At 59.6% G+C, this 21917-nt stretch carries 20 protein-coding genes; 8 read left to right on the top strand and 12 right to left on the bottom strand.

Features of this window, described 5'->3' with window-relative positions:
• Nucleotides 1-145 precede the first annotated feature (145 nt).
• The 5 genes from sseA to SJY29_RS00950 all read left to right on the top strand — a co-directional run bounded on the left by sseA (nucleotide 146) and on the right by SJY29_RS00950 (nucleotide 5016).
• Nucleotides 146-1012, top strand: coding sequence for a 3-mercaptopyruvate sulfurtransferase (gene sseA / locus SJY29_RS00970; RefSeq protein ID WP_400085750.1), 867 nt, complete (start codon nucleotides 146-148; stop codon nucleotides 1010-1012).
• Nucleotides 1012-2196 (top strand): aromatic amino acid transaminase, encoded by a 1185-nt coding sequence (locus SJY29_RS00965; RefSeq protein ID WP_400085748.1) that lies wholly within the window; start codon nucleotides 1012-1014, stop codon nucleotides 2194-2196. The genes sseA and SJY29_RS00965 overlap by 1 nt, the downstream gene beginning before the upstream one ends.
• A gap of 127 nt (nucleotides 2197-2323) precedes the next feature.
• On the top strand, nucleotides 2324-3280 hold the full coding sequence (locus SJY29_RS00960) for an L-malyl-CoA/beta-methylmalyl-CoA lyase (RefSeq protein WP_400085745.1): 957 nt from the start codon (nucleotides 2324-2326) through the stop codon (nucleotides 3278-3280).
• Between the two features lie 101 nt (nucleotides 3281-3381).
• The gene (locus tag SJY29_RS00955; protein WP_400085742.1) at nucleotides 3382-4344 is read left to right on the top strand and encodes an acetyl-CoA carboxylase carboxyltransferase subunit alpha; all 963 of its coding nucleotides are present in this window, start codon (nucleotides 3382-3384) and stop codon (nucleotides 4342-4344) included.
• Entirely contained in the window at nucleotides 4345-5016 is a 672-nt protein-coding gene (locus SJY29_RS00950) for a M50 family metallopeptidase (RefSeq protein ID WP_400085739.1), read from the top strand.
• Here SJY29_RS00950 and SJY29_RS00945 read toward each other — a convergent pair whose 3' ends face one another.
• The 4 genes from SJY29_RS00945 to SJY29_RS00930 are packed head-to-tail and all read right to left on the bottom strand — an operon-like array spanning nucleotide 5017 to nucleotide 7907.
• Entirely contained in the window at nucleotides 5017-5625 is a 609-nt protein-coding gene (locus SJY29_RS00945; protein ID WP_400085737.1) for a pyridoxamine 5'-phosphate oxidase family protein, read from the bottom strand.
• On the bottom strand, nucleotides 5618-6346 hold the full coding sequence (locus tag SJY29_RS00940; RefSeq protein WP_400085734.1) for a lysophospholipid acyltransferase family protein: 729 nt from the start codon (nucleotides 6344-6346) through the stop codon (nucleotides 5618-5620). The genes SJY29_RS00945 and SJY29_RS00940 overlap by 8 nt, the downstream gene beginning before the upstream one ends.
• Nucleotides 6343-7236, bottom strand: a complete 894-nt coding sequence (locus SJY29_RS00935; RefSeq protein WP_400085731.1) for a cell division protein FtsX — start codon at nucleotides 7234-7236, stop codon at nucleotides 6343-6345. The genes SJY29_RS00940 and SJY29_RS00935 overlap by 4 nt, the downstream gene beginning before the upstream one ends.
• Complete coding sequence (locus tag SJY29_RS00930) at nucleotides 7233-7907, bottom strand: cell division ATP-binding protein FtsE (RefSeq protein ID WP_400085728.1); 675 nt, start codon at nucleotides 7905-7907, stop codon at nucleotides 7233-7235. Before SJY29_RS00930 ends, SJY29_RS00935 begins: the two co-directional genes overlap by 4 nt.
• Before the next feature lie 170 nt (nucleotides 7908-8077).
• Between SJY29_RS00930 and SJY29_RS00925 the strand changes: the two genes are divergently transcribed.
• The gene (locus tag SJY29_RS00925) at nucleotides 8078-8983 is read left to right on the top strand and encodes a zinc-ribbon domain-containing protein (RefSeq protein WP_400085725.1); all 906 of its coding nucleotides are present in this window, start codon (nucleotides 8078-8080) and stop codon (nucleotides 8981-8983) included.
• A 45-nt stretch (nucleotides 8984-9028) separates the two neighbouring features.
• On the opposite strand, the gene SJY29_RS00920 is transcribed toward SJY29_RS00925, so the two are convergent.
• From SJY29_RS00920 to argH, 5 genes are all read right to left on the bottom strand, one after another.
• Nucleotides 9029-11647, bottom strand: coding sequence for a TIGR02302 family protein (locus SJY29_RS00920; protein WP_400085723.1), 2619 nt, complete (start codon nucleotides 11645-11647; stop codon nucleotides 9029-9031).
• Nucleotides 11648-11711: 64 nt separating this feature from the next.
• Nucleotides 11712-12980, bottom strand: coding sequence for a diaminopimelate decarboxylase (gene lysA, locus SJY29_RS00915; RefSeq protein ID WP_400085720.1), 1269 nt, complete (start codon nucleotides 12978-12980; stop codon nucleotides 11712-11714).
• Nucleotides 12981-13055: 75 nt separating this feature from the next.
• The gene (locus tag SJY29_RS00910) at nucleotides 13056-13391 is read right to left on the bottom strand and encodes a DUF2834 domain-containing protein (RefSeq protein ID WP_400085717.1); all 336 of its coding nucleotides are present in this window, start codon (nucleotides 13389-13391) and stop codon (nucleotides 13056-13058) included.
• A complete protein-coding gene (locus SJY29_RS00905) occupies nucleotides 13391-13564 on the bottom strand; it encodes a hypothetical protein (protein ID WP_181417155.1) in 174 nt (57 codons plus the stop codon). The genes SJY29_RS00910 and SJY29_RS00905 overlap by 1 nt, the downstream gene beginning before the upstream one ends.
• Nucleotides 13561-14949 (bottom strand): argininosuccinate lyase, encoded by a 1389-nt coding sequence (gene argH, locus SJY29_RS00900; protein WP_400085714.1) that lies wholly within the window; start codon nucleotides 14947-14949, stop codon nucleotides 13561-13563. Before argH ends, SJY29_RS00905 begins: the two co-directional genes overlap by 4 nt.
• Before the next feature lie 14 nt (nucleotides 14950-14963).
• On the opposite strand from argH, the gene SJY29_RS00895 reads away from it, so the two are divergent.
• Nucleotides 14964-15524, top strand: coding sequence for a TlpA disulfide reductase family protein (locus SJY29_RS00895; protein ID WP_055293641.1), 561 nt, complete (start codon nucleotides 14964-14966; stop codon nucleotides 15522-15524).
• A 25-nt stretch (nucleotides 15525-15549) separates the two neighbouring features.
• Here SJY29_RS00895 and SJY29_RS00890 read toward each other — a convergent pair whose 3' ends face one another.
• Entirely contained in the window at nucleotides 15550-16119 is a 570-nt protein-coding gene (locus SJY29_RS00890) for a YqgE/AlgH family protein (RefSeq protein ID WP_400085711.1), read from the bottom strand.
• A gap of 104 nt (nucleotides 16120-16223) precedes the next feature.
• Between SJY29_RS00890 and SJY29_RS00885 the strand changes: the two genes are divergently transcribed.
• Nucleotides 16224-17027: a protein-disulfide reductase DsbD domain-containing protein gene (locus tag SJY29_RS00885; protein ID WP_400085709.1), complete on the top strand. Its 804-nt coding sequence runs from the start codon at nucleotides 16224-16226 to the stop codon at nucleotides 17025-17027.
• Here SJY29_RS00885 and SJY29_RS00880 read toward each other — a convergent pair.
• Together SJY29_RS00880 and SJY29_RS00875 are read right to left on the bottom strand one after the other, a co-directional pair.
• A complete protein-coding gene (locus SJY29_RS00880) occupies nucleotides 17024-20419 on the bottom strand; it encodes an efflux RND transporter permease subunit (protein WP_400085706.1) in 3396 nt (1131 codons plus the stop codon). The two genes, SJY29_RS00885 and SJY29_RS00880, sit on opposite strands and share 4 nt — an antisense overlap.
• A complete protein-coding gene (locus tag SJY29_RS00875; protein WP_400085703.1) occupies nucleotides 20419-21873 on the bottom strand; it encodes an efflux RND transporter periplasmic adaptor subunit in 1455 nt (484 codons plus the stop codon). The genes SJY29_RS00880 and SJY29_RS00875 overlap by 1 nt, the downstream gene beginning before the upstream one ends.
• Nucleotides 21874-21917: the final 44 nt, after the last annotated feature.

The raw sequence follows: 21917 nt of genomic DNA, 5'->3' as shown, positions 1-21917 counted from the left end.
CCCCACGTGCCGGATTGCACCGGCAGGATGCCTCCGGCGGGGATACTTTCGGACCAATAATAACTTAGATGGTGCTTATCTGGTGGCTTGTCTTGCGCGGCGCTGCGCGGTAGGCCCTTTATGACTTGTGAATAAGGGGTGCGCGATGACATCGGCCATTACTGACGATCCCAAAACGCTTGTCAGCACCGGATGGCTGGCGGCGCATATCAAGGATCCTGATCTGCGGATTTTTGATGCCTCATGGTATCTGCCCGATGCCGGACGCGACCCGAAGGCCGAGTATGCGGCCGGGCATATCCCGGGCGCGCGTTTCTTTGATATTGATGAGATCAGCGACGCCCGCTCGGAGCTGCCGCACATGGCCCCGCCTGTCGAGAAGTTCATGTCGCGGATGCGGGCGATGGGCGTGGGTGATGGCCATCAGGTGGTTGTCTATGACGGGATGGGCGTGTTTTCTGCCGCACGCGTCTGGTGGTTGTTCCGCCTGATGGGCCAAAAGAACATCGCCGTTCTGGACGGCGGTTTGCCCAAATGGATTGCGGATGGCCATAGGACCACAACAGCCGGGCCCACGATCCGTGACCGGCATATGACCGTGAAGTACGAAGGGTTCCGCGTCCGCGATGTGACCGAGGTTGCGCGGGCTGCCAAGCTTGGTGATCACAGCATCATCGACGCGCGCCCCCCCGGACGGTTTCAGGGCACACAGCCCGAACCGCGCGAAGGGATGCGCTCGGGGCATATTCCGGGCTCGCAGAATGTCTTTTATCAGGATCTGCTTAACGCAGATGGCACGATGAAACCGCCCGCAGCCCTGCGCGCCGTTTTTGAGGCCGCTGGCGTGGATCTGGCAAAACCTGCAATCACGACCTGTGGGTCAGGCGTAACCGCAGCGATCCTTTCACTTGCGCTTGAACGGATCGGTAAAACCGATCATGCGCTTTACGACGGGTCATGGTCCGAATGGGGCATGTACGCCGACCTTCCAATTGCGACCGGAGCAAACTGATGCTGGAAAACCTTTCCGCCCAACCCGCTGACAAAATTCTGGCCCTGATGGCCACCTACAAAGCAGACCCACGCGCCGACAAGGTCGATCTTGGCGTCGGCGTCTACAAGGACGCGACAGGCAACACCCCTGTCATGCGTGCCGTAAAAGAGGCCGAGCGGCGCATTGTCGCGGATCAGACCACCAAAGCCTATACCGGGCTCGCAGGGGACCCGGAATTCAGCGCAGTGATGAAGGATCTGGTGCTGGGCGATAGTGTGCCGAACGAACGCGTTGCGGCCATTGCAACCCCCGGCGGCACCGGTGCTATTCGTCAGGCGCTTGAACTGATCCGCCTTGCCGCGCCGAAGGCCACGGTCTGGCTGTCCAACCCCACGTGGCCAAACCACCCGTCGATTATCAAATACCTTGGCATGAAAATGGCCGAATACCGCTATTTCGACAATGACACGCGTGGTGTTGATTTCGACGGCATGATCGCGGACCTTGAGAAGGTGGCGGAAGGTGACGTCGTTCTTCTGCACGGCTGCTGTCACAACCCCACTGGCGCGAACCTCACCTATGGCCAGATGGAGCAAGTCATCGGCCTGATGCGCAAGAAAGGTGCCGTGCCTTTCGTCGACATTGCCTATCAGGGTTTCGGCGACGGGCTTGCCGATGATGCAAAGGCCACGCGCCAGATTGCCAGCAGCTTTGAGAACTGCCTGATTGCGGCAAGTTGTTCAAAGAATTTCGGCATCTACCGCGAAAGGACAGGCATTTTGATGGCGGTCACCAAAGACGCCGATCAGCAGGCCCTGACGCAGCAGAACCTGTCCTTCCTGAACCGCCAGAACTATTCCTTTCCGCCCGATCATGGCGCCCGGGTGGTTACGACGATCCTGAAAGACCCTGCGCTGCGCGCTGAATGGGAAGCCGAACTGGAAGAGACCCGCAACGGGATGCTCGCCCTGCGTCAGCAGTTGGCCGATGAGCTCAAGCGCCTGACCAACAGCGACCGCTTTGACTTCCTCGCGCACCACCGCGGCATGTTCAGCCGTCTTGGCACGACACCCGAAGTGGTCGAGAAACTGCGCGCGGATCACGGCATCTACATGGTCAGTGACAGCCGCATGAATATCGCCGGTTTGAACGCTGAGACCGTGCCTGTGCTGGCACGCGCAATCGTGGCGGCGGGCGTATAGACGCCGTTCGGAATTTTGCGGGCGCAGCATGACTTGCTGCGCCTGCAAATTGCCCTTGTGAGCCGCTGCGCAATAATATACCGAACAGGGTAACCTTTAGGTAATATTCATTCGTCAAGGATCCGCCATGTCATTCCGCCTGCAACCCACACCGCCCGCACGTCCGAACCGCTGCCAGTTGTTTGGCCCCGGCTCGAACACCAAGCTCTTCGAAAAGATGGCGGCAAGTGCGGCGGATGTGATCAACCTTGACCTTGAGGACAGCGTGTCGCCCTCGGACAAGGACGCAGCGCGGGCCAATGTGATCAAGGCCATCAACGAGGTCGACTGGAACACAAAATACCTCTCCGTGCGGATCAATGGCCTTGATACGCCTTACTGGTACAAAGACGTCGTCGATGTGCTGGAACAGGCGGGCGACCGGCTTGACCAGATCATGATCCCGAAGGTCGGCTGTGCTGCTGATGTTTACGCTGTCGATGCGTTGGTCACCGCAATCGAGGCAGCAAAGGGACGCGCCAAGCGGATCAGCTTTGAGGTGATCATCGAATCCGCCGCAGGCATCGCCCACGTCGAAGAGATTGCCGCCAGTTCCCCGCGCTTGGCGGCAATGAGCCTTGGTGCCGCGGACTTTGCGGCCTCCATGGGCATGCAGACAACCGGCATCGGCGGGACGCAAGAAAACTATTACATGCTGCATGGCGATACACGGCACTACTCTGACCCTTGGCACTGGGCGCAGACGGCCATCGTCGCGGCGTGCCGCACACATGGTGTGTTGCCCGTCGATGGGCCATTCGGTGATTTCAGCGATGACGATGGCTACCGCGCACAGGCGCGGCGCTCGGCTACGCTTGGCATGGTCGGCAAATGGGCGATCCACCCCAAACAGATCGCATTGGCCAATGAGGTGTTTACGCCGTCGGACGAAGCCGTGGCCGAGGCCCGCGAGATCCTTGCCGCGATGGAAGACGCCAAAGCACGCGGCGAAGGCGCGACCGTCTATAAAGGCCGCCTTGTCGATATCGCGTCGATCAAACAGGCCGAGGTGATCGTGCGCCAGTCCGAGATGATCGCGGGCTAGCACGACAACACACCAAGGTCGCCGCCCCCGCACCACTGCCGTTGCACTCGGCCCACCCATGCGCCATATAACGATGACCGCATGCAAAAGGCTTGGATTTCATGACGCAATACCTCGATTTTGAAAAACCCCTCGCAGAGATTGAAGGCAAAGCCGAAGAGCTGCGCGCGATGGCCCGCGAAAATCCCGAGATGGACATTCAGAAAGAGGCCTCTGCGCTTGATAAAAAGGCCAGTGACCTGCTGAAATCCCTTTACGCAGACCTGACACCATGGCGGAAATGTCAAGTCGCACGTCACCCCGAGCGGCCGCATTGCAAAGACTATATCGAGGCGCTTTTCACCGAATACACCCCGCTCGCCGGTGACCGCAATTTTGCCGACGACCTGTCCGTGATGGGCGGTCTGGCGCGTCTCAACGGCATTCCTGTCATGGTGATCGGCCATGAAAAAGGCAACGACACCAAATCACGCATCGAACGTAATTTTGGCATGGCCCGCCCCGAAGGATACCGCAAGGCGATCCGTCTGATGTCCTTGGCAGACCGTTTCGGCCTGCCTGTCATTACACTGGTTGATACCCCCGGCGCCTATCCCGGCAAAGGGGCCGAAGAGCGCGGCCAGTCCGAGGCGATTGCACGCTCAACCGAGAAATGTCTGGAACTGAAAGTTCCGCTGATCAGCGTCGTGATTGGCGAAGGCGGCTCTGGCGGTGCGGTCGCATTTGCCTCGGCCAACCGTGTCGCGATGTTGCAGCATTCGATCTACTCGGTCATCAGCCCCGAAGGCTGTGCGTCAATCCTCTGGAAAGATGCCGAAAAAATGCGTGAAGCGGCCGAGGCGCTCCGCTTGACGTCCGAAGACCTGCACGAGTTGGGCGTCTGTGACCGTATCATCCCCGAACCTTCGGGCGGCGCGCATCGCCACCGTGACGAGGCGATTGCGGCTGTAGGTGAGGCGCTTGTAACCATGCTGAACGAATTGCGTGGTCTGTCGGGCGATAAACTCCGCGCAGATCGCCGCAACAAATACCTCGCCTTGGGTGCAAAGGGTCTTGCTGCATAAGTGGCTTTGCTGCGCGGACATTGGCAGCTTCTGGCGCTGACCGCTGCGGTCTTTGCGCTGTGGCAAACGCCGGCTGTGGTCCCTCTGAAAGTGCTGATCGTCTTTTTTCACGAGGCATCACACGCGATTGCAACACTCCTGACAGGCGGCGATGTCGTCAGCCTCTCGGTGTCGCCTGACCAGGGCGGTCTGGTAATCAGCAGAGGCGGCAACCGGTTCATCACGTTATCGGCGGGATATCTGGGGTCATTGATCATTGGCGTTGCCCTTTTGCTGGCTGCAACGCGCACAGCGGCGGACCGGAAGGTGATGGCACTTTGCGGCGTGGTCACGCTGGTCATCGCAGGCCTTTATGTCCGCGACGTGTTCGCGCTGGCGTTCTGTGTCGGTATGGGGGCTGTCATGCTGCTGATGGCGCGGTTTATGGGCCACAACGCCAATGATCTGGCGCTACGTGTCATCGGTCTGACCAGCATGATCTACGTGCCCTATGACATTTTCAGCGATACGATTGCCCGCGCAAGCCTGCGCTCTGATGCGCGGATGCTGGCAGAGGAATTCGGCGGCACCACGATGATGTGGGGCGGCCTTTGGTTGATCGTCAGTCTTGCGGTGATCGCCTGGTGCCTGCGCAGAGGCTTGGGCCGCAACAGCAATCTTAGATTGCGCTGACTACCACATGGTATCCGCGGCACGTGCGGACCAGCCGGCATCATAATCCGCACCGTCAAAACCGGCTTCCTGCTCGGCCAGTAGATCGCCAACGCTTGGCAAACCCGCACTCTCATCATCCGCTGTCCACAGACGCGCACGCATCAGGGCCCGCGCGCATTGGCTATAGACCTCGGCCACAGTGATCACGATCACACTGCGCGGCTGGCGACCCTTTTCAGCAAACCGGCCAATCAACGCCGGATCAACCGACACGATCGCGGTGCCATTCACGCGGATCACATTGTTTGAACCGGGAACAATGAACAACAGACTGATCCGCCCGTCCGCCACGATATTGCGGAGCGTATCTATCCGGTTGTTGCCGCGCCAGTCGGGCAACAGTAGCGTCCCTGCGTCCAACTCCTGCACGACCGGGCCATCATCGCCACGGGGGCTGCCGTCCGTGCCCTCCGGCCCGATGGTTGAAACAATGCACAAACGCGATGCCATGATCCACTTGCGATAAAGCGGGGTCAGCTTTGGGGCGACCTTGATGAGCGAGGCCTTGCCGGGTGTGCCATAGAGCGCCTCAAGTGCGGCTACATCCGTGACGACATGATCAGCCATCAAATCCGGCTTCTTTATTCAGCCGGTCCGAGGCTGTCTCGATCTCGCCCTCAAGGCGGCGCATGAATTCAGCCACCTCCAACCCCGGTTCAATGCGCGGCAGGAATTCAAAGACCGCCGTTCCCTGTTTGCGCATGACCCCACGCTTGGGCCAGAACACGCCAACATTGGTCGCCACAGGCACCACAGGTTGGCCCAGTTCACGGTAGAGCGCACCGGTTCCGATTTTATACGGTGCTTTCATCCCCGGGGCGATACGCGTCCCTTGGGGATAGATAATCAGCTGACCGGCGCGCGCACGGCCAGCCTGCACGTCGGCCACCATCTGCTTGATCGCCACACCACGTTTGCCGCGGTCGACAGGAATACACCCGATCCGCAGACCGAATTGGCCGATGATCGGTGCGTATTTCAGGATGGCCTTGAAAATGAATTTGCCGCGCGGCATCGCGCCATAGATCATGAGCACATCCAGAAAAGACTGGTGCTTGGGGGCGACCATGACCTCATCGCTCGGGGGTTCACCCCTGATCTCGCATTTCAGGCCGATCATCCAGCCTGCGCTCCAGCGAATGTAGCGGCAATAGGCATGACAGGCGGCAACGGCCCCGTCCGCGGACATGATGGCGGCAGGCGTATAGATGATCCCAATCACCAGCATGGCAACATACATCTGGATATTGAAGATCAGCGAGCGGACCCATTGGACGGCATTGCTCATGTTTGCTCCCTCAATCTGCGGAACGCCGCCGCGCGGGTCGCAAAGAAGGCAACAATTGCAGCCAGAACAGGGATCAGCAAGGGCCAAACCCATTCCGCGCCTTCAAAGCCGACACCCAGCAGAAGGCTGCGTGTGGCATCACCCTGCGGCATCAAGGACACAACGCCCAATCCAATCAGCATCCCCACAAGCGCGCCTCCGGCGGCCCGTAGCGTGAAGCGGCGGACAAAGGCGCGGGCGATATAGGCATCCTTGGCACCCACCAACCGCAAAACCGCGATGATCCGCGCATTGGCCGCCAATGCGGCTTGCGCAGCCAGCGTAATCATCGCCGCGACAGTCGCCCCGATCAGCACGATCACCGACCAACCGATCAGCCGCACACGTGCCGCCGCATCCAGCAGCGGCGCGCGCCATGCGGTATGGTCATCAAGGATCGCGCCAGGCACCTGTGCGGACAAGCGCGCGCGCAAACCTTCAACATCAAAGTCGTCGCCATCGGTGACGATCTCGATCAACTGTGGCACAGGCAGCGCATCAAGCGGCAGGTCGGGCCCGAACCAAGGTTCCAGCAGGGCCTGTTGCTCATCCTGTGACAGGGCCCGCACACGGGTAACACCCGGCGTTGTTTCCAGCACATCAAGCGCCGACAGCAAAAGCGCATCCGCCGTGGCAGGATCAGCGGGCAAACGCAACGTTGCCGACTGGGCCAGATCAGCGGCCCAGAGGCTTGCCACGCGATTGGTGGTCAAAGATACAGCAAGCGTGATCACCGCAAGAAAGGCCATCACTGCGGCCACAAAAACGGTCAACCGCACAGTCATGCCGGTTTGCGGCACCGCGCGGTCGGCCTGCGGATCGCCCAACATCAATTCCAGCAGGGCCTTCATAGCTCGGCCCCTGCCTGCACAAGCTGGCCATCCTTCAGACGCAGCACCCGTGCGCTGACATCGGACTTGGTCGCGCGGATCATCGCCAGATCATGGGTCGCAATCAGGATTGTCTTTCCCATCTTGTTCAACTCGATCAGCAGGCTCAGCAAGCGCTGCGACATCTCCCAATCGACATTGCCTGTCGGCTCATCCGCGATAATCACATCGGGCGACACAATCACCGCCCGCGCAAGTGCCGCACGCTGGCGTTCTCCGCCCGAGAGCTCGGGTGGCCGCTGGTTGGCCTGCGACCCCAAACCGACCCAATTCAATAGCTCCGGCAGGTTCTGGGCGGCCTCATGGGCGCGTCCCGACACGGTCAGAGGCAATGCGATATTCTCGGCAATGCTCAGATGATCCAGAAACTGGCAGTCCTGATGCACAACGCCGATGCGCCGGCGGGACATTGCCACCTCATCGCGGTTCAGTGCACCGGCATCTTGGCCGAAAATGCGGACTTTGCCTTTGTTCGCGCGCAAATCCGCGTAGCAAAGACGCAGCAAGGTGGTCTTTCCCGCACCAGACGGTCCTGTCAAAAAATGGAATGAACCAGGCGCAAGTGTCAGGGATATATGGGAAAAAAGCGTCTGACCACCATATCCGTATGAGACGTTCTCTAATTCGATCACGGTTCTTCCTCTGGCACTACACCGCTCTTCTGCCCAAATCTGCAACAGGTTTCAATGACTGCGCGTACCTACATGCGCAAAACCTTTGCGTTTGGCGCAGTGGTTGCTAAATTACCGACGGTGACAACAATAAGCTCTTTAAACCACCGGGCAGGCATAAGGAATTTAACATGAGGCTCATTTGCCCCAATTGCGAAGCGCAGTACGAGGTATCGGATGATGCGATTCCTCCGGGCGGGCGCGATGTTCAATGTTCGAATTGCCAACTGTCCTGGTTCCAGACCGAAAAACCAACCGTGCCGGGGCGCACCCCACTGAGGCTGAGCAACCAGGAAGAGCCTGAGGCCGACGCACCCACATCGATCGCAGAAGAAGCGCCTGAGCGCGAAGCTGCTGCGGAAACGCCCGAAGAATCCGCGCAAAGCTTTGTTGCGGAAGTTGCTTCGGAATTCCCGCCGACCGCACAAACGCCAGAGCCAGCCACCAAAACATCGACCGCGCCGCCGGAGCCAATGCGCCGTCAGCTTGATAATGCTGTCGCAAATATCCTGCGCGAAGAGGCGGCCCTTGGAACAGCCGCAGTTGCCGCAGCCGCAAAGCCTCCCAGCCCCGTCGCCAAGCCGCCCGCAACCGAAACGCCAAAACCGGCGGCACCTGTCGCAGCAGACGAAACCCGCCAGCGTATTGCCATGATGACCGCCGAAGAAGGTGGTACCCGCAGCGGAACAAAAGCCAGCGCTGCGGCGGCCGACACAGCGAATGCCGACGAGGCGCACCTGCGGACGGTCCCTTCGATCAACGAGATCAACGCCACTCTGCGCGCACGTGCACAGGCAAATGATGCGTCAGGGCTGACCGAGGCAGAGAAGATCGAAGCCGTAGAGCGTAAAGGCTTCCGGCGCGGGTTCTTCTGGGTGCTGCTCTTGATGATCCTCGCGATCCTGCCTTACGTCTTTGCGGATCAAATCACCGAGAACCTGCCGCAGACAACCGAATTTATGGCATCATATGTGATGACCGTCGATCAACTGCGCCTGTCACTCAGCGAAATGGTGGAAGGGTTTATGGCAGAGTAACCTGCCACGCCACGCCTTTTATTCAGATGAATGCCGGTCGCTGATCTAGAACTGATCCAGCAAGCGCCGCAGGTAGTCCCGTTCAATTTCGGGTCTGTCCTGTTCGGCCGAGCGGCGACGGATTTCGCCCAGCAACTCTTCGGCGCGGCGATTGATGTCACCGTTACCCAAAAGCTCCTGGTCGGTGCCAAGCTGACCGGTGTTGCCCATTTCACGCCCCAAAGGATCACGCTGTCCCGGCGCCGGACGGCCATTCGCCTCGCCCTGTTCTGCACCCTGCCCGGGCTCTGCGTTCTGGTTTTCGGCCATCGCCTGCCCCAGTTCACGCATCCCGTTGCGCAATGCATCCATCGCTTCGGCCTGCTGGTCGATCGCCTCTGCCAGATCACCATCGCGCAGAGCCTCTTCGGCGCCTTCCATCGCACCCTCTGCGCGCTCTAGGGACCGGCGGGCCTGCTCTCCCGCGTCACCACCTAGGTTCGGAAGGCCTTCACGCTGGCGCTGTAATTCTTCGCGCAGCGCACGCTGACGCTCGGCAAGGCTGCGCTGATCACCTTCACCACCGGCACCGCTCCCACTTTGCTCGCCGCTTTCACTATTCTCGCCGACGCCCTGACCTTCCCCTTGCTGGCCGCCCTGGCTGGGCTCCGTGCCCTGATCGCCTTGCTGCCCGGGCTGCGCACCAGGTTCCTGACCGTCCTGACCCTGCTGGCCCTGTTGGCCTTGCTGCCCCTGTTGGCCCTGATCGCTCGGGTTAAACTGGTCCTGCAGATCGCTGAAACTATCATCCGAGAGTTCCTCCTGCTCGCGCAGCGTATCAGACAGGTCTTGCATAGATTGCTCGCCCGGGCTTGGCGGGCCATCGCCACCCTCGCCTTGGGTCACGCGCATGTTTTCCATCATCTGGTTGAGCTGTTCCATCAGCTCTTGCGCCTCGGCCATGCGCCCCTCTTGCATCAGCTCTTCGATGCGGTCCATCAGGGCCTGCAACTCATCCATGCCCATTTGCTGGCCCTGCTGGCCACTGTCCGCCTGATCGGTGCCATCAGAAGGCTCTGATTCTTCGGCCAACATGCGCAGATAATCATTCGTTGCCTCGCGCAACTCCTGCATCAGTTCCGCGATTTCCTCGTCCGAGGCACCATTGCGCATCGCCTCGGCCAGCCGCTCTTGCGCACGGCGCAGACGTTCGCGGGCATCGGCCAGACGGCCATCCTCCAACTGGATCGCCAGATCCCACAATGCTTCGACAATCTCTGCCTGGCCTTCGTCGGTCAGACCGGTTTCAGCAAAACCATCCAACCTGCGGATGATGGCCCGCAGGCGCAAATAGGTTGTCTCATTCGAGAAAAGCCCCTCGGGGCGGTGCGACACAGCGCGCAAGATCTGGTTCACGCGGCGCGCATTGGCCTTGGACCACATCAGGTCGCGGCGCTGTTCAATCACGGCACGGGCAAAAGGCTGAAAGAACCGCCGCCCAGGCATGATCATCGGTTCCGGCGGGGTTGTTCCGGTCTGTTCTGCGGCGTCAATCACCTCAAGCGTGAGGGTGACCGGCAGGTTTGCCAAAGGATGCTCGCTCAGGTTATCGACCAGAAATTCGTCAAAGTCCGACCGGTCGCCGGTGAAAGGCATTGGCAAGTCCAAAACCAAAGGATCAATGGGGTCAGGATCAATTGTCAGACCGTGCTGGCGCTCGACCGCCGACAGATCGAGATTGAAGGTGGCTGTGCCAAACTCGACGCCATAGTCATCCACCGCACTGAACGGCTGTGACAGTTCGCCCATCGCATCCACTTCGATCGGTCCTGTCAGATCTACGCCCGGCGGTGCATCTTCAATGGCAATGATTTCCCATGTTGTGTCCCTGCCGCCAAGGATCGAAAGCGTGCCGGACTGGGCAACGGTGAACTGCTGCTGCGCCTCAGCCGCCGAGCCAAGGTCATCAACCCGCCCCGAGACCGTCTCGGTAACCGTCAGCGCGCCAACTTCACCGTAAAGCCGCAGCGTCACCTGACTGCCCACTGCCACCCGCAACGGACCAGCAGGCACGTCGTTCAGATAGATTGACGGTTTGCCGGTATAGGCGGGCGCTTCGACCCAACCCTCCCAGACCGGACCGGTCGCCAGATTCTGCTCGCCGCGCGTGACCATATCCCCCACCGTACCGACACGGAGGAATGAGCCGAATAGCAAAGCCGCTACAAAGAACAACAGCGCAATGAACCGCAACCCATACGGATCACGATCCGAGATACGCAAATCGGGCTCTACGGCCCGCGCCTCTTTGGTGCGCGCGGCCATGCGCGCGATATGTGCACGCCAGACGGCCTCTGATGCAGCATCACCGCTGCCAATCGCCTGTGTATCCGCGATCGCGGCAATCGGCCTGCCGGGCATGGATGCATCGACACGGCGCAGCGCCTCTGCCGCTGATGGCATGCGGAAACGCCAGATGCCCCAAACCAATGTTGCAACAAACGCGATAACGGCAACAACGGCACCGCCCCAGATCACCTCAAGCGGCAGCACATCCTGCCATCCCATCATCAAGGGCGCGAGAATCAGAAAGACAGAAGTCCAGAACGGCCAGAACGCACGCACAACCTGTTCGGCCACCATACCCAAACGGGTGGCGGCAACCGGAAAGCGCAGGTGGCGCATCGGGTCGTTGTGATCTTTCAGCGGGCCTCTCCCTTTCTCGTGACGCGCGGCGGGAGGCTCTGATTCATTCAAGCCATGCCGGAACGTTATCGCGTGCGATCATTTCTTCATAGGTAGGGCGCGGACGGATAACTGCAAATTGATCGCCATCCACAAGAACCTCGGGGATCAGCGGACGGGAATTGTACTCGGACGCCATTACCGCACCGTAAGCGCCGGCCGAGCGGAAAGCGACCAGATCATCGGCTTTTACCGGGGGCATCTCACGGCCTTTTGCAAAGGTATCACCGCTTTCACAGACCGGCCCCACGATATCATATTTTGCAGGGGGTGTGCCCGCAGGTGCTTCATTTACAGGGATAATGTCGTGCCAAGCATCATACATTGCCGGACGGATCAGGTCGTTCATCGCGCCATCAAGGATCAGGAAATCGCGATCCTCACCAGATTTCACATAAATCACCTTGGACACCATCAAGCCTGCATTGCCCGAAATCAGACGCCCCGGTTCGATCTCGATCTCGCAGCCCAGATGGCCGACGGTGCGCTGAATGAGCGCACCATAATCTGTCGGCAAAGGCGGCGCTTCGTTCGACCGCGCATAGGGAATGCCGAGGCCGCCACCCAGATCAAGGCGGGTGATCGCATGGCCGTCTGCCCGCAGCTGTTCGGTCAGTTCGGCCACTTTGTTATAGGCTGCCTCGAACGGCGCCAGTTCGGTCAGCTGTGATCCGATATGCACGTCAATCCCGATCACCTTCAGGCCCGGCATCTTCGCGGCCATCGCGTAAACCTCGCGGGCGCGGCTGATCGGGATGCCGAATTTATTCTCTGACTTGCCTGTCGCGATCTTGGCGTGGGTCTTGGCGTCAACATCCGGGTTCACGCGGATCGTGATCGGGGCCACGGCACCCAGCGACTGTGCCACCTGATCCAGCACCACCATCTCAGGTTCGCTTTCGACGTTGAACTGGCGGATGCCCCCCTCAAGCGCAAGGCGCATTTCATCAGCGGTTTTACCCACACCGGAAAATACGATGCGATCCCCAGGCACACCCGCGGCTTTCGCGCGCAGGTATTCCCCGCCCGACACCACATCCATACCAGCGCCAGCATTGCCCAAAAGCTTGATGACAGCCTGATTGGACAGCGATTTCATTGCAAAGCAGACGAGGTGGTCACCCCAGGCCAGAGCCTCATCAAAAAGCTGGAAATGCCGTTTCAGCGTGGCTGTTGAATACACGTAGAACGGCGTACCAACAGCCGCCGCGATTTCCGAAACAGGCACATCTTCTGCATAGAGCGCGCCATCACGATAAAGAAAATGATCCAAGCCCGAGATCCTTGTCCAAAACTAGGCTTCGCACATAGCAGATCACAGGCAAAGACCAACCCTGATTTATGCGCCTTAAACGCGAACCTGCTGTTTGTCGCGGCGGTAAACGATCCGGTCCCGCAGATAGAGATAGAGCGGCAAACCACAGCTCACCCCGATGCAATAGGTGGCGGGGATCGCCAGCAGGCTGAGCCAGTTCTTCGTCTTGATCGCCTCGGCGATGATCCAGACCGTCAGCGCAATCGCGGCAATCGTCAAATCCCAGACAAGGCCGCTGGTTGCCGCATTCACATGCCACGCGTCAACCATCGCCATGATACTCCACCCTTCGGCCTGAAACCACGAGATGAAGTAATACATCGGATGGATCGCACCCCAGATCGCAAGCACCAGAAAGACATTCCGCATTAGAAACCAACCCCTACTGAAAACGTGCCGTTTGATGCGCCCACACTTGCACCCGTGCTCACACCATTGCTGCCCACGCTCAGGCCGACATTGGCTGATGGTGTCATCGGTGGCCCATCGGCACCACAGGCCGCCAATGCAACAACGGTCAAAATCAATGCAATACGCTTCATTTCAAAACCTCTTTCCAATACGCCACCTGGGCGCGGACCTGCGAGGGCGCTGTCCCACCAAAACTGGTGCGCGACGCGACCGAGTTTTCAACCCCAAGCACATCAAAGACATCCGCACGGATGCCATCGTGAACCGCTTGCATGTCAGCCAGCGTCAGATCAGGCAGATCACAGCCTTTTCCTTCCGCCAGCGCCACGAGCGAGCCTGTCACATGATGCGCCTCACGGAACGGTAACCCAAGTTCGCGCACCAGCCAATCGGCCAGATCGGTCGCGGTCGAAAATCCGCTCGACGCGGCAGCCTTCAAATTGTCCCGTTGCGCGGTCATATCGCCCACCATGCCTGTCATCGCGGCCAGCGCCAGCATCAGGTTATCGGCCGCATCAAAGGTCTGTTCCTTGTCTTCCTGCATGTCCTTGGAATAGGCCAGCGGCAGCCCCTTCATCACCGTCATAAGCGCAACATTTGCCCCGAAAATCCGGCCTATCTTGGCCCGGATCAACTCCGCCGCATCAGGGTTGCGCTTTTGTGGCATGATGGATGATCCGGTGGACCATTTGTCCGACATCTTTACAAAGCGGAACTGGGCCGAGGACCAAATCACGAGTTCTTCAGCCAAACGGCTCAGGTGCATTGCGCAAATGCTGGAGGCCGCAAGAAACTCGAGCGCGAAATCACGGTCTGATACCGCATCAAGTGAATTGGCCATGGGGCGATCAAAGCCCAACGCCTTTGCCGTCATCTCGCGGTCAATCGGGAAGGATGTACCGGCAAGGGCGGCAGCCCCCAAAGGCGAGGTATTCATTCGCTTGCGCGCATCGGCAAAGCGCGACCGATCCCGCGCGAACATTTCCACATAGGCCAACATATGATGGCCCCATGTGACAGGCTGGGCTGTCTGCAAATGGGTGAAGCCGGGCATGACCCAATCGGCCCCCGCCTCTGCCTGCCCCAAGAGCGCTGCTTGCAATGCGGCTAAAGCCTCATCCGCCTGATCGCATTGATCACGGACCCAGAGGCGGAAATCGACGGCCACCTGATCATTGCGCGACCGCGCTGTGTGCAAACGTCCTGCGGCCTCGCCAATGGTATCGCGCAAACGTGCCTCGACATTCATGTGAATGTCTTCCAATGCGGCTGAAAACGGAAAAACACCCGTTTCAATCTCTGACAATACGGTGAGCAGGCCTTCCCGTATCGCCTCGGCATCGGTATCTGTGATGATGCCTGTGGCAGCCAACATGGCGGCATGGGCGCGTGAACCTGCAATGTCTTGCGGTGCAAGTCGGCGGTCATACCCGATTGAGGCATTGATCGCCTCCATAATCGCGTCTGGTCCGGCGGCGAAACGTCCGCCCCACATTGTGTTTGCAGATTTGGTCATAAAGGAAGTCGCCCGTGCGCAAGTTGATATCAGCCCTGCTTTATACGGCCCTTATGGGTCTTGCAAACACTGGCCACGCCGATGTGGCCACGGCAGAGGCCTTGCGGGAAGGCGATATGCGCAAACTGAACTTTCACAGCACTCCTGTTGCAGCGTCAGATGTGCCGTTTACGGGTGCCGATGGCAGCGAAATGACACTAGCGGATTTCAGTGGCAAATATGTGGTCCTGAACTTCTGGGCCACATGGTGCGCGCCGTGCCGCGTAGAGATGCCCCATCTGTCAGCGCTGCAAACCGCGATGGGCGGTGACCGGATGGAAGTTGTTACCATCGCCACAGGCCGCAATCCGCTGCCTGTCATGCAGCGGTTCTTTGAGGAAATTGACGTCGACAATCTGCCACTTCATACCGATCCGCGCCAAAGCCTTGCCCGCGGCATGGGCGTTCTGGGGCTGCCGGTCACCGTCATCCTTGACCCTGACGGCTATGAAGTCGCGCGGATGCAAGGAGAGGCGGACTGGTCGAGTGAAAACGCGATGGCGATCATGCAGGCCTTGATCGGGCCGGAGAGCTGAACAGAGTTAGGTCAATCCAGCCGCGCTAGGCCCGGCCTGCCGTCGCGGACAATAGCAACGGGTCAACCCCCAGCAACTTCAGCGCCGCCGCCCATTTGCCTGCATTGTCAGCCCCAAAGAGGATCTCATCAGTGGGCGCACAGGTCAGCCAGCCATTCTGGCGGATTTCGTATTCCAACTGCCCCGGCCCCCAACCGGCATAGCCCAGCGCCATCATCGCGACATCGGGGCCTTCGCCTTTTGCCAGATCTTCCAGCACCTCAAGCGTTGCTGTCATGCGGTAGTTATCATCAACGTCCAGCGTGCCGGTATCCGATGCATAATCACTCGAGTGCAGGACGAACCCGCGCTGATAATCCACAGGCCCACCGTAATGCACCCGCAAATCTCGTGCATTGGGGGACACAGGAATTTCCATCTGCTCAAGGAGTTTGGAGAAACGGATGCCTTTCTCGGGCTTGTTGACGATCAACCCCATGCCGCCCTCGTCGGAATGGGCGCACATATAGACCACAGTCTTTGCAAAGCGCGGGTCCGACATATCGGGCATCGCGATCAAAAGCTTTCCGACAAGTGACGAATCTGGGCGGGTCATGGCCATAAGATGTGAAACGATACCCTGTGACGCAAGCGCCATCATTGCAAAGCCTGATGCAATCGTGACTTCCCATTGCCGCCGTGATGCATAAATAAGAACGTATGCGCAAAAACCTGCTTACTGCCGTCGTCCTTGCCACCTTGCCGGCCCTCGCGGTCGCCGAGGACTACAGCGATATGGCCAGCATCGAGATCCTGCCGGGCTGGCGTACGGCCTCGGGCGATCATGTTGCAGGTATCAAGATCACACTTGAGCCCGGATGGATCACCTATTGGCGCGCGCCCGGCGAGGCCGGCATTCCACCGTATTTCCGCTTTACCAGCCACAGTACAATCAACAGCATCACACAGCATTGGCCGGTTCCAGAGGTCTTTGATGACGCTGGGCTCTTGTCAATCGGCTACTATGACAGCGTGATTTTTCCACTCACCATCTCCGCCCCACAGGCGGCAGGTGAAATGGCCGTGTCCGGCGAACTGACGATTGGTGTCTGCGAGGAAATCTGCATCCCCGTTACTTTCACATTCGACACCCTTTTGCCCGAAGTCGGCACGCGCGATGCAAGCATCGTCGCCGCCATGGCCGACGCCCCCCTCAGTGCTGAGGCGGCAAATGTCGGGGCAGTTACCTGTAAGATTGACCCAATTCCGGACGGTCTGCGCATGACGTCAAAGATCAACGTGGCCCAAGTCAGCGGGTCGGAGTTTGTCGTGGTCGAACCAAGCGATCCGCAAATCTGGGTCTCTCAGGCAGAAGTCAGCCGTGTGGGGGATACGCTGAGCGCGACCGTCGATATGGTCCACCCCAGCGGCCAACCCTTTGCGTTTGATCGTTCTGCTGTGCGCATCACCATCTTGGGCGACAATGGGCAGGCTATTGATCTGCGTGGCTGCACCGGCGGCTAGCGCCGCGCGCTGCGCCATCCCTGACCGAACACTGCAGCGACATAGATCGTCAAGAACAGCGCCATCAAACCGACGATATAGAGGCCCATTGCAGCCCCGACGCCGCCGTTCAATAGCGGCAGCATTGCCGCCATCGCGGGTAAGGGCGCACCTGTGAGCAGGACAGGTGCGACGGTCAGCGCAAACAGCCCCACCGCCAAAACGGCCCCCAAACCCGCAGGAACAAACATCGCAGCCCGACGCCCGCGCAGGGCGCGTTTCGCAGACTGGACTTGTCGCTGCACATCAGCCTGCATCGCCATGACTGACGGCACAACCAAAAGCACAAGCACCATGCCAAAGGCCAACCCGAAGACAAGCGTCACGACTGTGGGCTTCAGGAACTCGGCCTGATTGGACCCTTCGTATAGCAGCGGGGCGAGGCCCAGCACTGTTGTCAGCGTTGTCAGCATTACAGGGCGCAAACGGTCCACCGTTCCGTCAATGATGGCGGGCACCAGACCGCGATCCTGCGCATATTCGTCCACCGTCGTGACCAGAACGATACTGTCGTTGATGATGATCCCCACCATACCGATCAGGCCCACAACGGTAAACATGCTCATCGGGATATCCCAAACGTGGTGGCCGAAAATCGTCCCCACCAGCGCAAACGGAATGATCGACATCACGACAACAGGCCGCGTCCAACTGCTGAAGATCCACGACAGTGTCAGGTAGATCCCCAGCAAGACCAGAATGAGGCCCGTCCTTGCATCGCTCAGGAAACGGTCTTCCTGCTCGCTCTGCCCCGAAAGCTGTGTCTCGATCCCGAAATCACTCTCGATTCGCGGTAGGATATTCTCGTCGATGATCTGCTGGATTTCGGTTGCCCGCGCTGCGTCCTCGCCATCCAGATCACCGATTACCGAGATCAACTGGATGCCGTTTTCACGGCGCACAGTGGAAAACCCGGTCCGGCTCTGCACTGTCACAACATCCGCCAGCGGCAGATAGAAGCCCTCCGCAGTCCTGATCTGTGTCCGGTCAAGGAAGTCTGATGATAACTCATCGGGCGGCAATTCCACGCGGATCGTCGCAGACCGCGCCCCGTCAGGGAAACTCGCCGCCTCAATCCCGCCCAGACGGTTGCGCAGCACACGTCCCAGACCATCAATGCTGAGACCCAGCGCCTCACCCTGCGGGGTCAATTCAAGGATCAGTTCTTCCTTGTCATAGGCCAGTGTATCTTCAAGACCCGAGATTTCGGGAAACCGCGCCAGTTCGGTTTTCAATGCCTCGGCGGCGGCCTTGAGCGTGTCACTGTCCGCCCCGAACATCTGCACACCCAGACTATCCCCGCCAGGGCCCGAGCCCCACCGGCGGAAGCTGACGGTTTCGGCCATCGGGTGCTGCACGATGGCATCTTGCAGAGCACTCACAAAGGCAAAGCTGGTATAGGGGCGGCTGTCGGCGTCAATGAGTTCAATGGTGATCGCGCCCAACTGGTCCGCGTCCTTGGTATCCGATCCGGCAATCGCACGACCCGAGTTTCCGCCAATCTCGGCCACCACATAGCTCAGCGGGTTCACGCCATACTCGGCCTCGTACTGCGCACCCAGCGCCTCTGTTGCGCGCTGCATTTCGCGCATCATCTCGAGCGTGTCGTCACGCGTGGCCCCCGGCAACATAGCGAAATTTCCGGTCACCTGGCTTTGCTCTGGCGAGTTGAAGAAACGCCAACTCACGTCGCCTTTGATGAAAAGCGCAACCTGGCTGGCCAGCAGGACCAGTGCCATCGCAAAGACCGGATAGCGCGCCTTGATTACCAATCCCATGAAAGGCCGGAACAGTGTTTCCTTGAACCAGTCAAAGCCGCGGTTCACCGTGCGTGACGGCCAGTCATACCAATGATCCTTGGCCGAATGCGCAATGGCATGGGACAGGTGGTTCGGCAGGATCAGGAAACATTCCACCAGACTGGCCGCAAGCACAACGATCACCGTGAACGGAATATCCGAGATCAGATCGCCGAAACGCCCGCCGATAATAACCAGCCCGAAGAACGCGATGATCGTCGTCAGCGTTGCCGAAAACACCGGACTGAACATCCGCTTCGCCGCCCGCTCCGCTGCAACTGTGGGGTCCTCGCCCAGATGCCTGACGCGGTAATCGGCATGTTCGCCCACCACAATCGCATCATCCACAACGATCCCGAGCGTGATGATCAGCGCAAAAAGCGAGATCATATTGATGGTGATCCCGACCGCATACATCAGGGCAATCGCAGCCAGCATCGCCACCGGAATACCGAAAGCGACCCAGAAGGCAGTGCGCGCGTTCAGGAAAAGAAACAGCAACGCCACGACCAGCATCAGACCCGTCAGACCATTATCAAGCAGGATATCCAAACGCGCCTGGATCAACTCGGCACGCCCGTTCGTCAGCGAAATCGACACACCTGCGGGCAAAGACGCAGTCAGTTCTTGCGCCACCTCTTCCACCGTGGCCTGCATGCCGATTGCATCGCCTGTGGCCGACCGTGCGACACGTACCTTGATTGCCGGATCGTCACCTACGAAATAGGCGCGTTCACGGTCAGCGCCTTCAACCCGCACCGTCGCCACATCCGCAATCGTCAACTGCGATCCGTCGGGGTTGGAACGCAGGACAATCGCGCCGATCTCTTCTGCGCTGCGTTTGGCCACACCGGTGCGCACCCGCGCGTTCGCCGAGACCTCGCCCGCGGGATCAGCGGCGGCTTCTTCGGCGATCCGCGCAGAGATATCGGCAAGGCCGATGTCATACTGCACCAGGGAGATCGAAGGTACCTCGACAATCGTCGAAGGTGCCGCAACACCTTGCACGGTCACGCTGGTGACACCCTGCGCGAAAAGCCGCGTTGAGAATTCATCTGCAAAACGGCCCAGCTGATCCACGCCCACAGGGCCAGTGATAATCACATCGGTGACACGATCCGACCAGCCGCCACGTCGCACGTTGGGCTCTTCTGCATCCTCGGGCAAGCTGTTGACGCCATCCACGGCCAGTTGCACATCTTCGGTGCCGCGTTCGATATCATAGCCGGGCTCGAATTCGATGCGGATCGACGCACTTCCCTCACGGGATGTCGATGAAGACGAGGTGACGCCTTCAACCCCGAGCAAAACGGGCTCCAACACCTGCACGATGGCGGCGTCCACATCTTCGGCGCCAGCTCCCTGCCATGCGACAGAGACGGTCAGATCATCAACGACCACATCGGGGAAAAACTGCGCCCGCATATTGGGAAACGCGAGCAGGCCCGCCGTGAGCATCAGCACCAAAAGCAGGTTCGCCGCTGTGCGGTGGCGTGTGAAATAGGACAGGATGCCGCCTGCGCCTGCGTTCAGTCTTTCGCCACCGGTGACCATCAGCTGCCCATCCGTGCTTCAAGCCGTGTCACGGTCTCGGATGATACTTCATCCGCCTCAAGCTGGCTGATAATCCGCGCCTTCACGTCATCCGGCATTCTGCCTTCGGTGACAAATGCGATCAGTTTCGCGCGGCGGTCCTCATCCAGTGTGATCATTTCCGGCGCTGCGACCTGTTCAACGCCGCCCGGCATGATCGGGCGCACCTTGATACCGGCACCCAGCAAGGGTGAGCGTTCAGCAACAATCACCGCGCCTGCGTTATCGCCCACGTCGATAATCACATCATCGCCCTGGCGGCGCAGCAAGGAGACTTGCGCCACGCGCAAACGCTCTTCTTCACCTACAACAAGCACCGTCTGGTCCGGCGCGACAGCCGTCGCAGGCACCAGCGCCACATTGTTCAACGCAGGTTCATTGATCCGCACAGTCACGAAATCACCGGGACGAAATCCGGCAGAGGCATCCAGTTCTGCAAACAGCAAGCGCCCTGTCTGGCCTGCGCCAACGGCAGCACCTTCACGCATGATCCGGCCCGTCGCGCGCAGGTTTACGCCGGACACGTCCAGCGTCACGGCCAAAGGTGCTTTGATCAGCACACCGTTTTCGTCCAAAAGACGTGCATATTGCGATGTCGAGACACGAAACGACACCTCAAGACGGGTTGGATCAATCAGTTGCGCAAAGCGTTCGTTGGCTGTGACACGCCCGCCGGGGCTGATTGTCACCTCCGTCAAAGTGCCGTCAAAAGCCGCCACTACCTCCGTATCCACAACAGCCCGCTGTGCCTCGGAAAGGTTGATTTGCTGACGCGCCAGCCGTGTTGTTGCCTGATCAATCCGTGCCTGCGCCGCGGCCACTGCCTGCCTGCGCGTCAACACTGACGCCTGCGCTGCAGACGCCGCCAATTCCGCCGTTTCCACCGCTGCCGCTGTGCCCACACCGCGCGTGGCGAGGTCGCGCGCGCGCGCCAGCGCCTGATCGCGCAGCGCTTCTTGGGCGCGCGCTGCACTCAACTCATCCTCGGCCAGAACCAAGGCACGCTCTGCGTCGCGCAGTTCCGCCTGCGCATCCTGCATATCGGCACGCACGCGGGCCAAGGCTGCCTCTGCCTCGGCCGGATCAATGCGTAGCAACAGATCGCCTTGCCGGACCGTGCCGCCTTCGACCAAAGCATCGCTGGCGGACAAAACGGTGCCGCCAATCGCACTGCGTAAATCCAGCGTGCGCTGGCTGCGCAATTCGCCAAACACCGTTAGTTCGGGGATTATGGTCTGCGGTTCTAGCGTCAACACATTCACCGCCAAAATGCGCTCGCGCTGCGGGAAACTCCGCGGCTCTTCGTTCATGCGCGCAACAACGGCGCCGCGCACCAACTCACCCGCCCACGCGAGGAGCGCAAGCGTCACCGCCAGCAAGAACACACCTGTCAGGCTTCGGCGTAGAAACCGCATGTTAAATATCCTCAATCTGCCGTTGGAAGGTAGCTGGAAAAGCA

Source organism: Yoonia sp. R78084 (assembly GCF_044595625.1).
Lineage (GTDB): Bacteria > Pseudomonadota > Alphaproteobacteria > Rhodobacterales > Rhodobacteraceae > Yoonia.
This window is presented reverse-complemented; position numbering and strand designations above follow the sequence as displayed.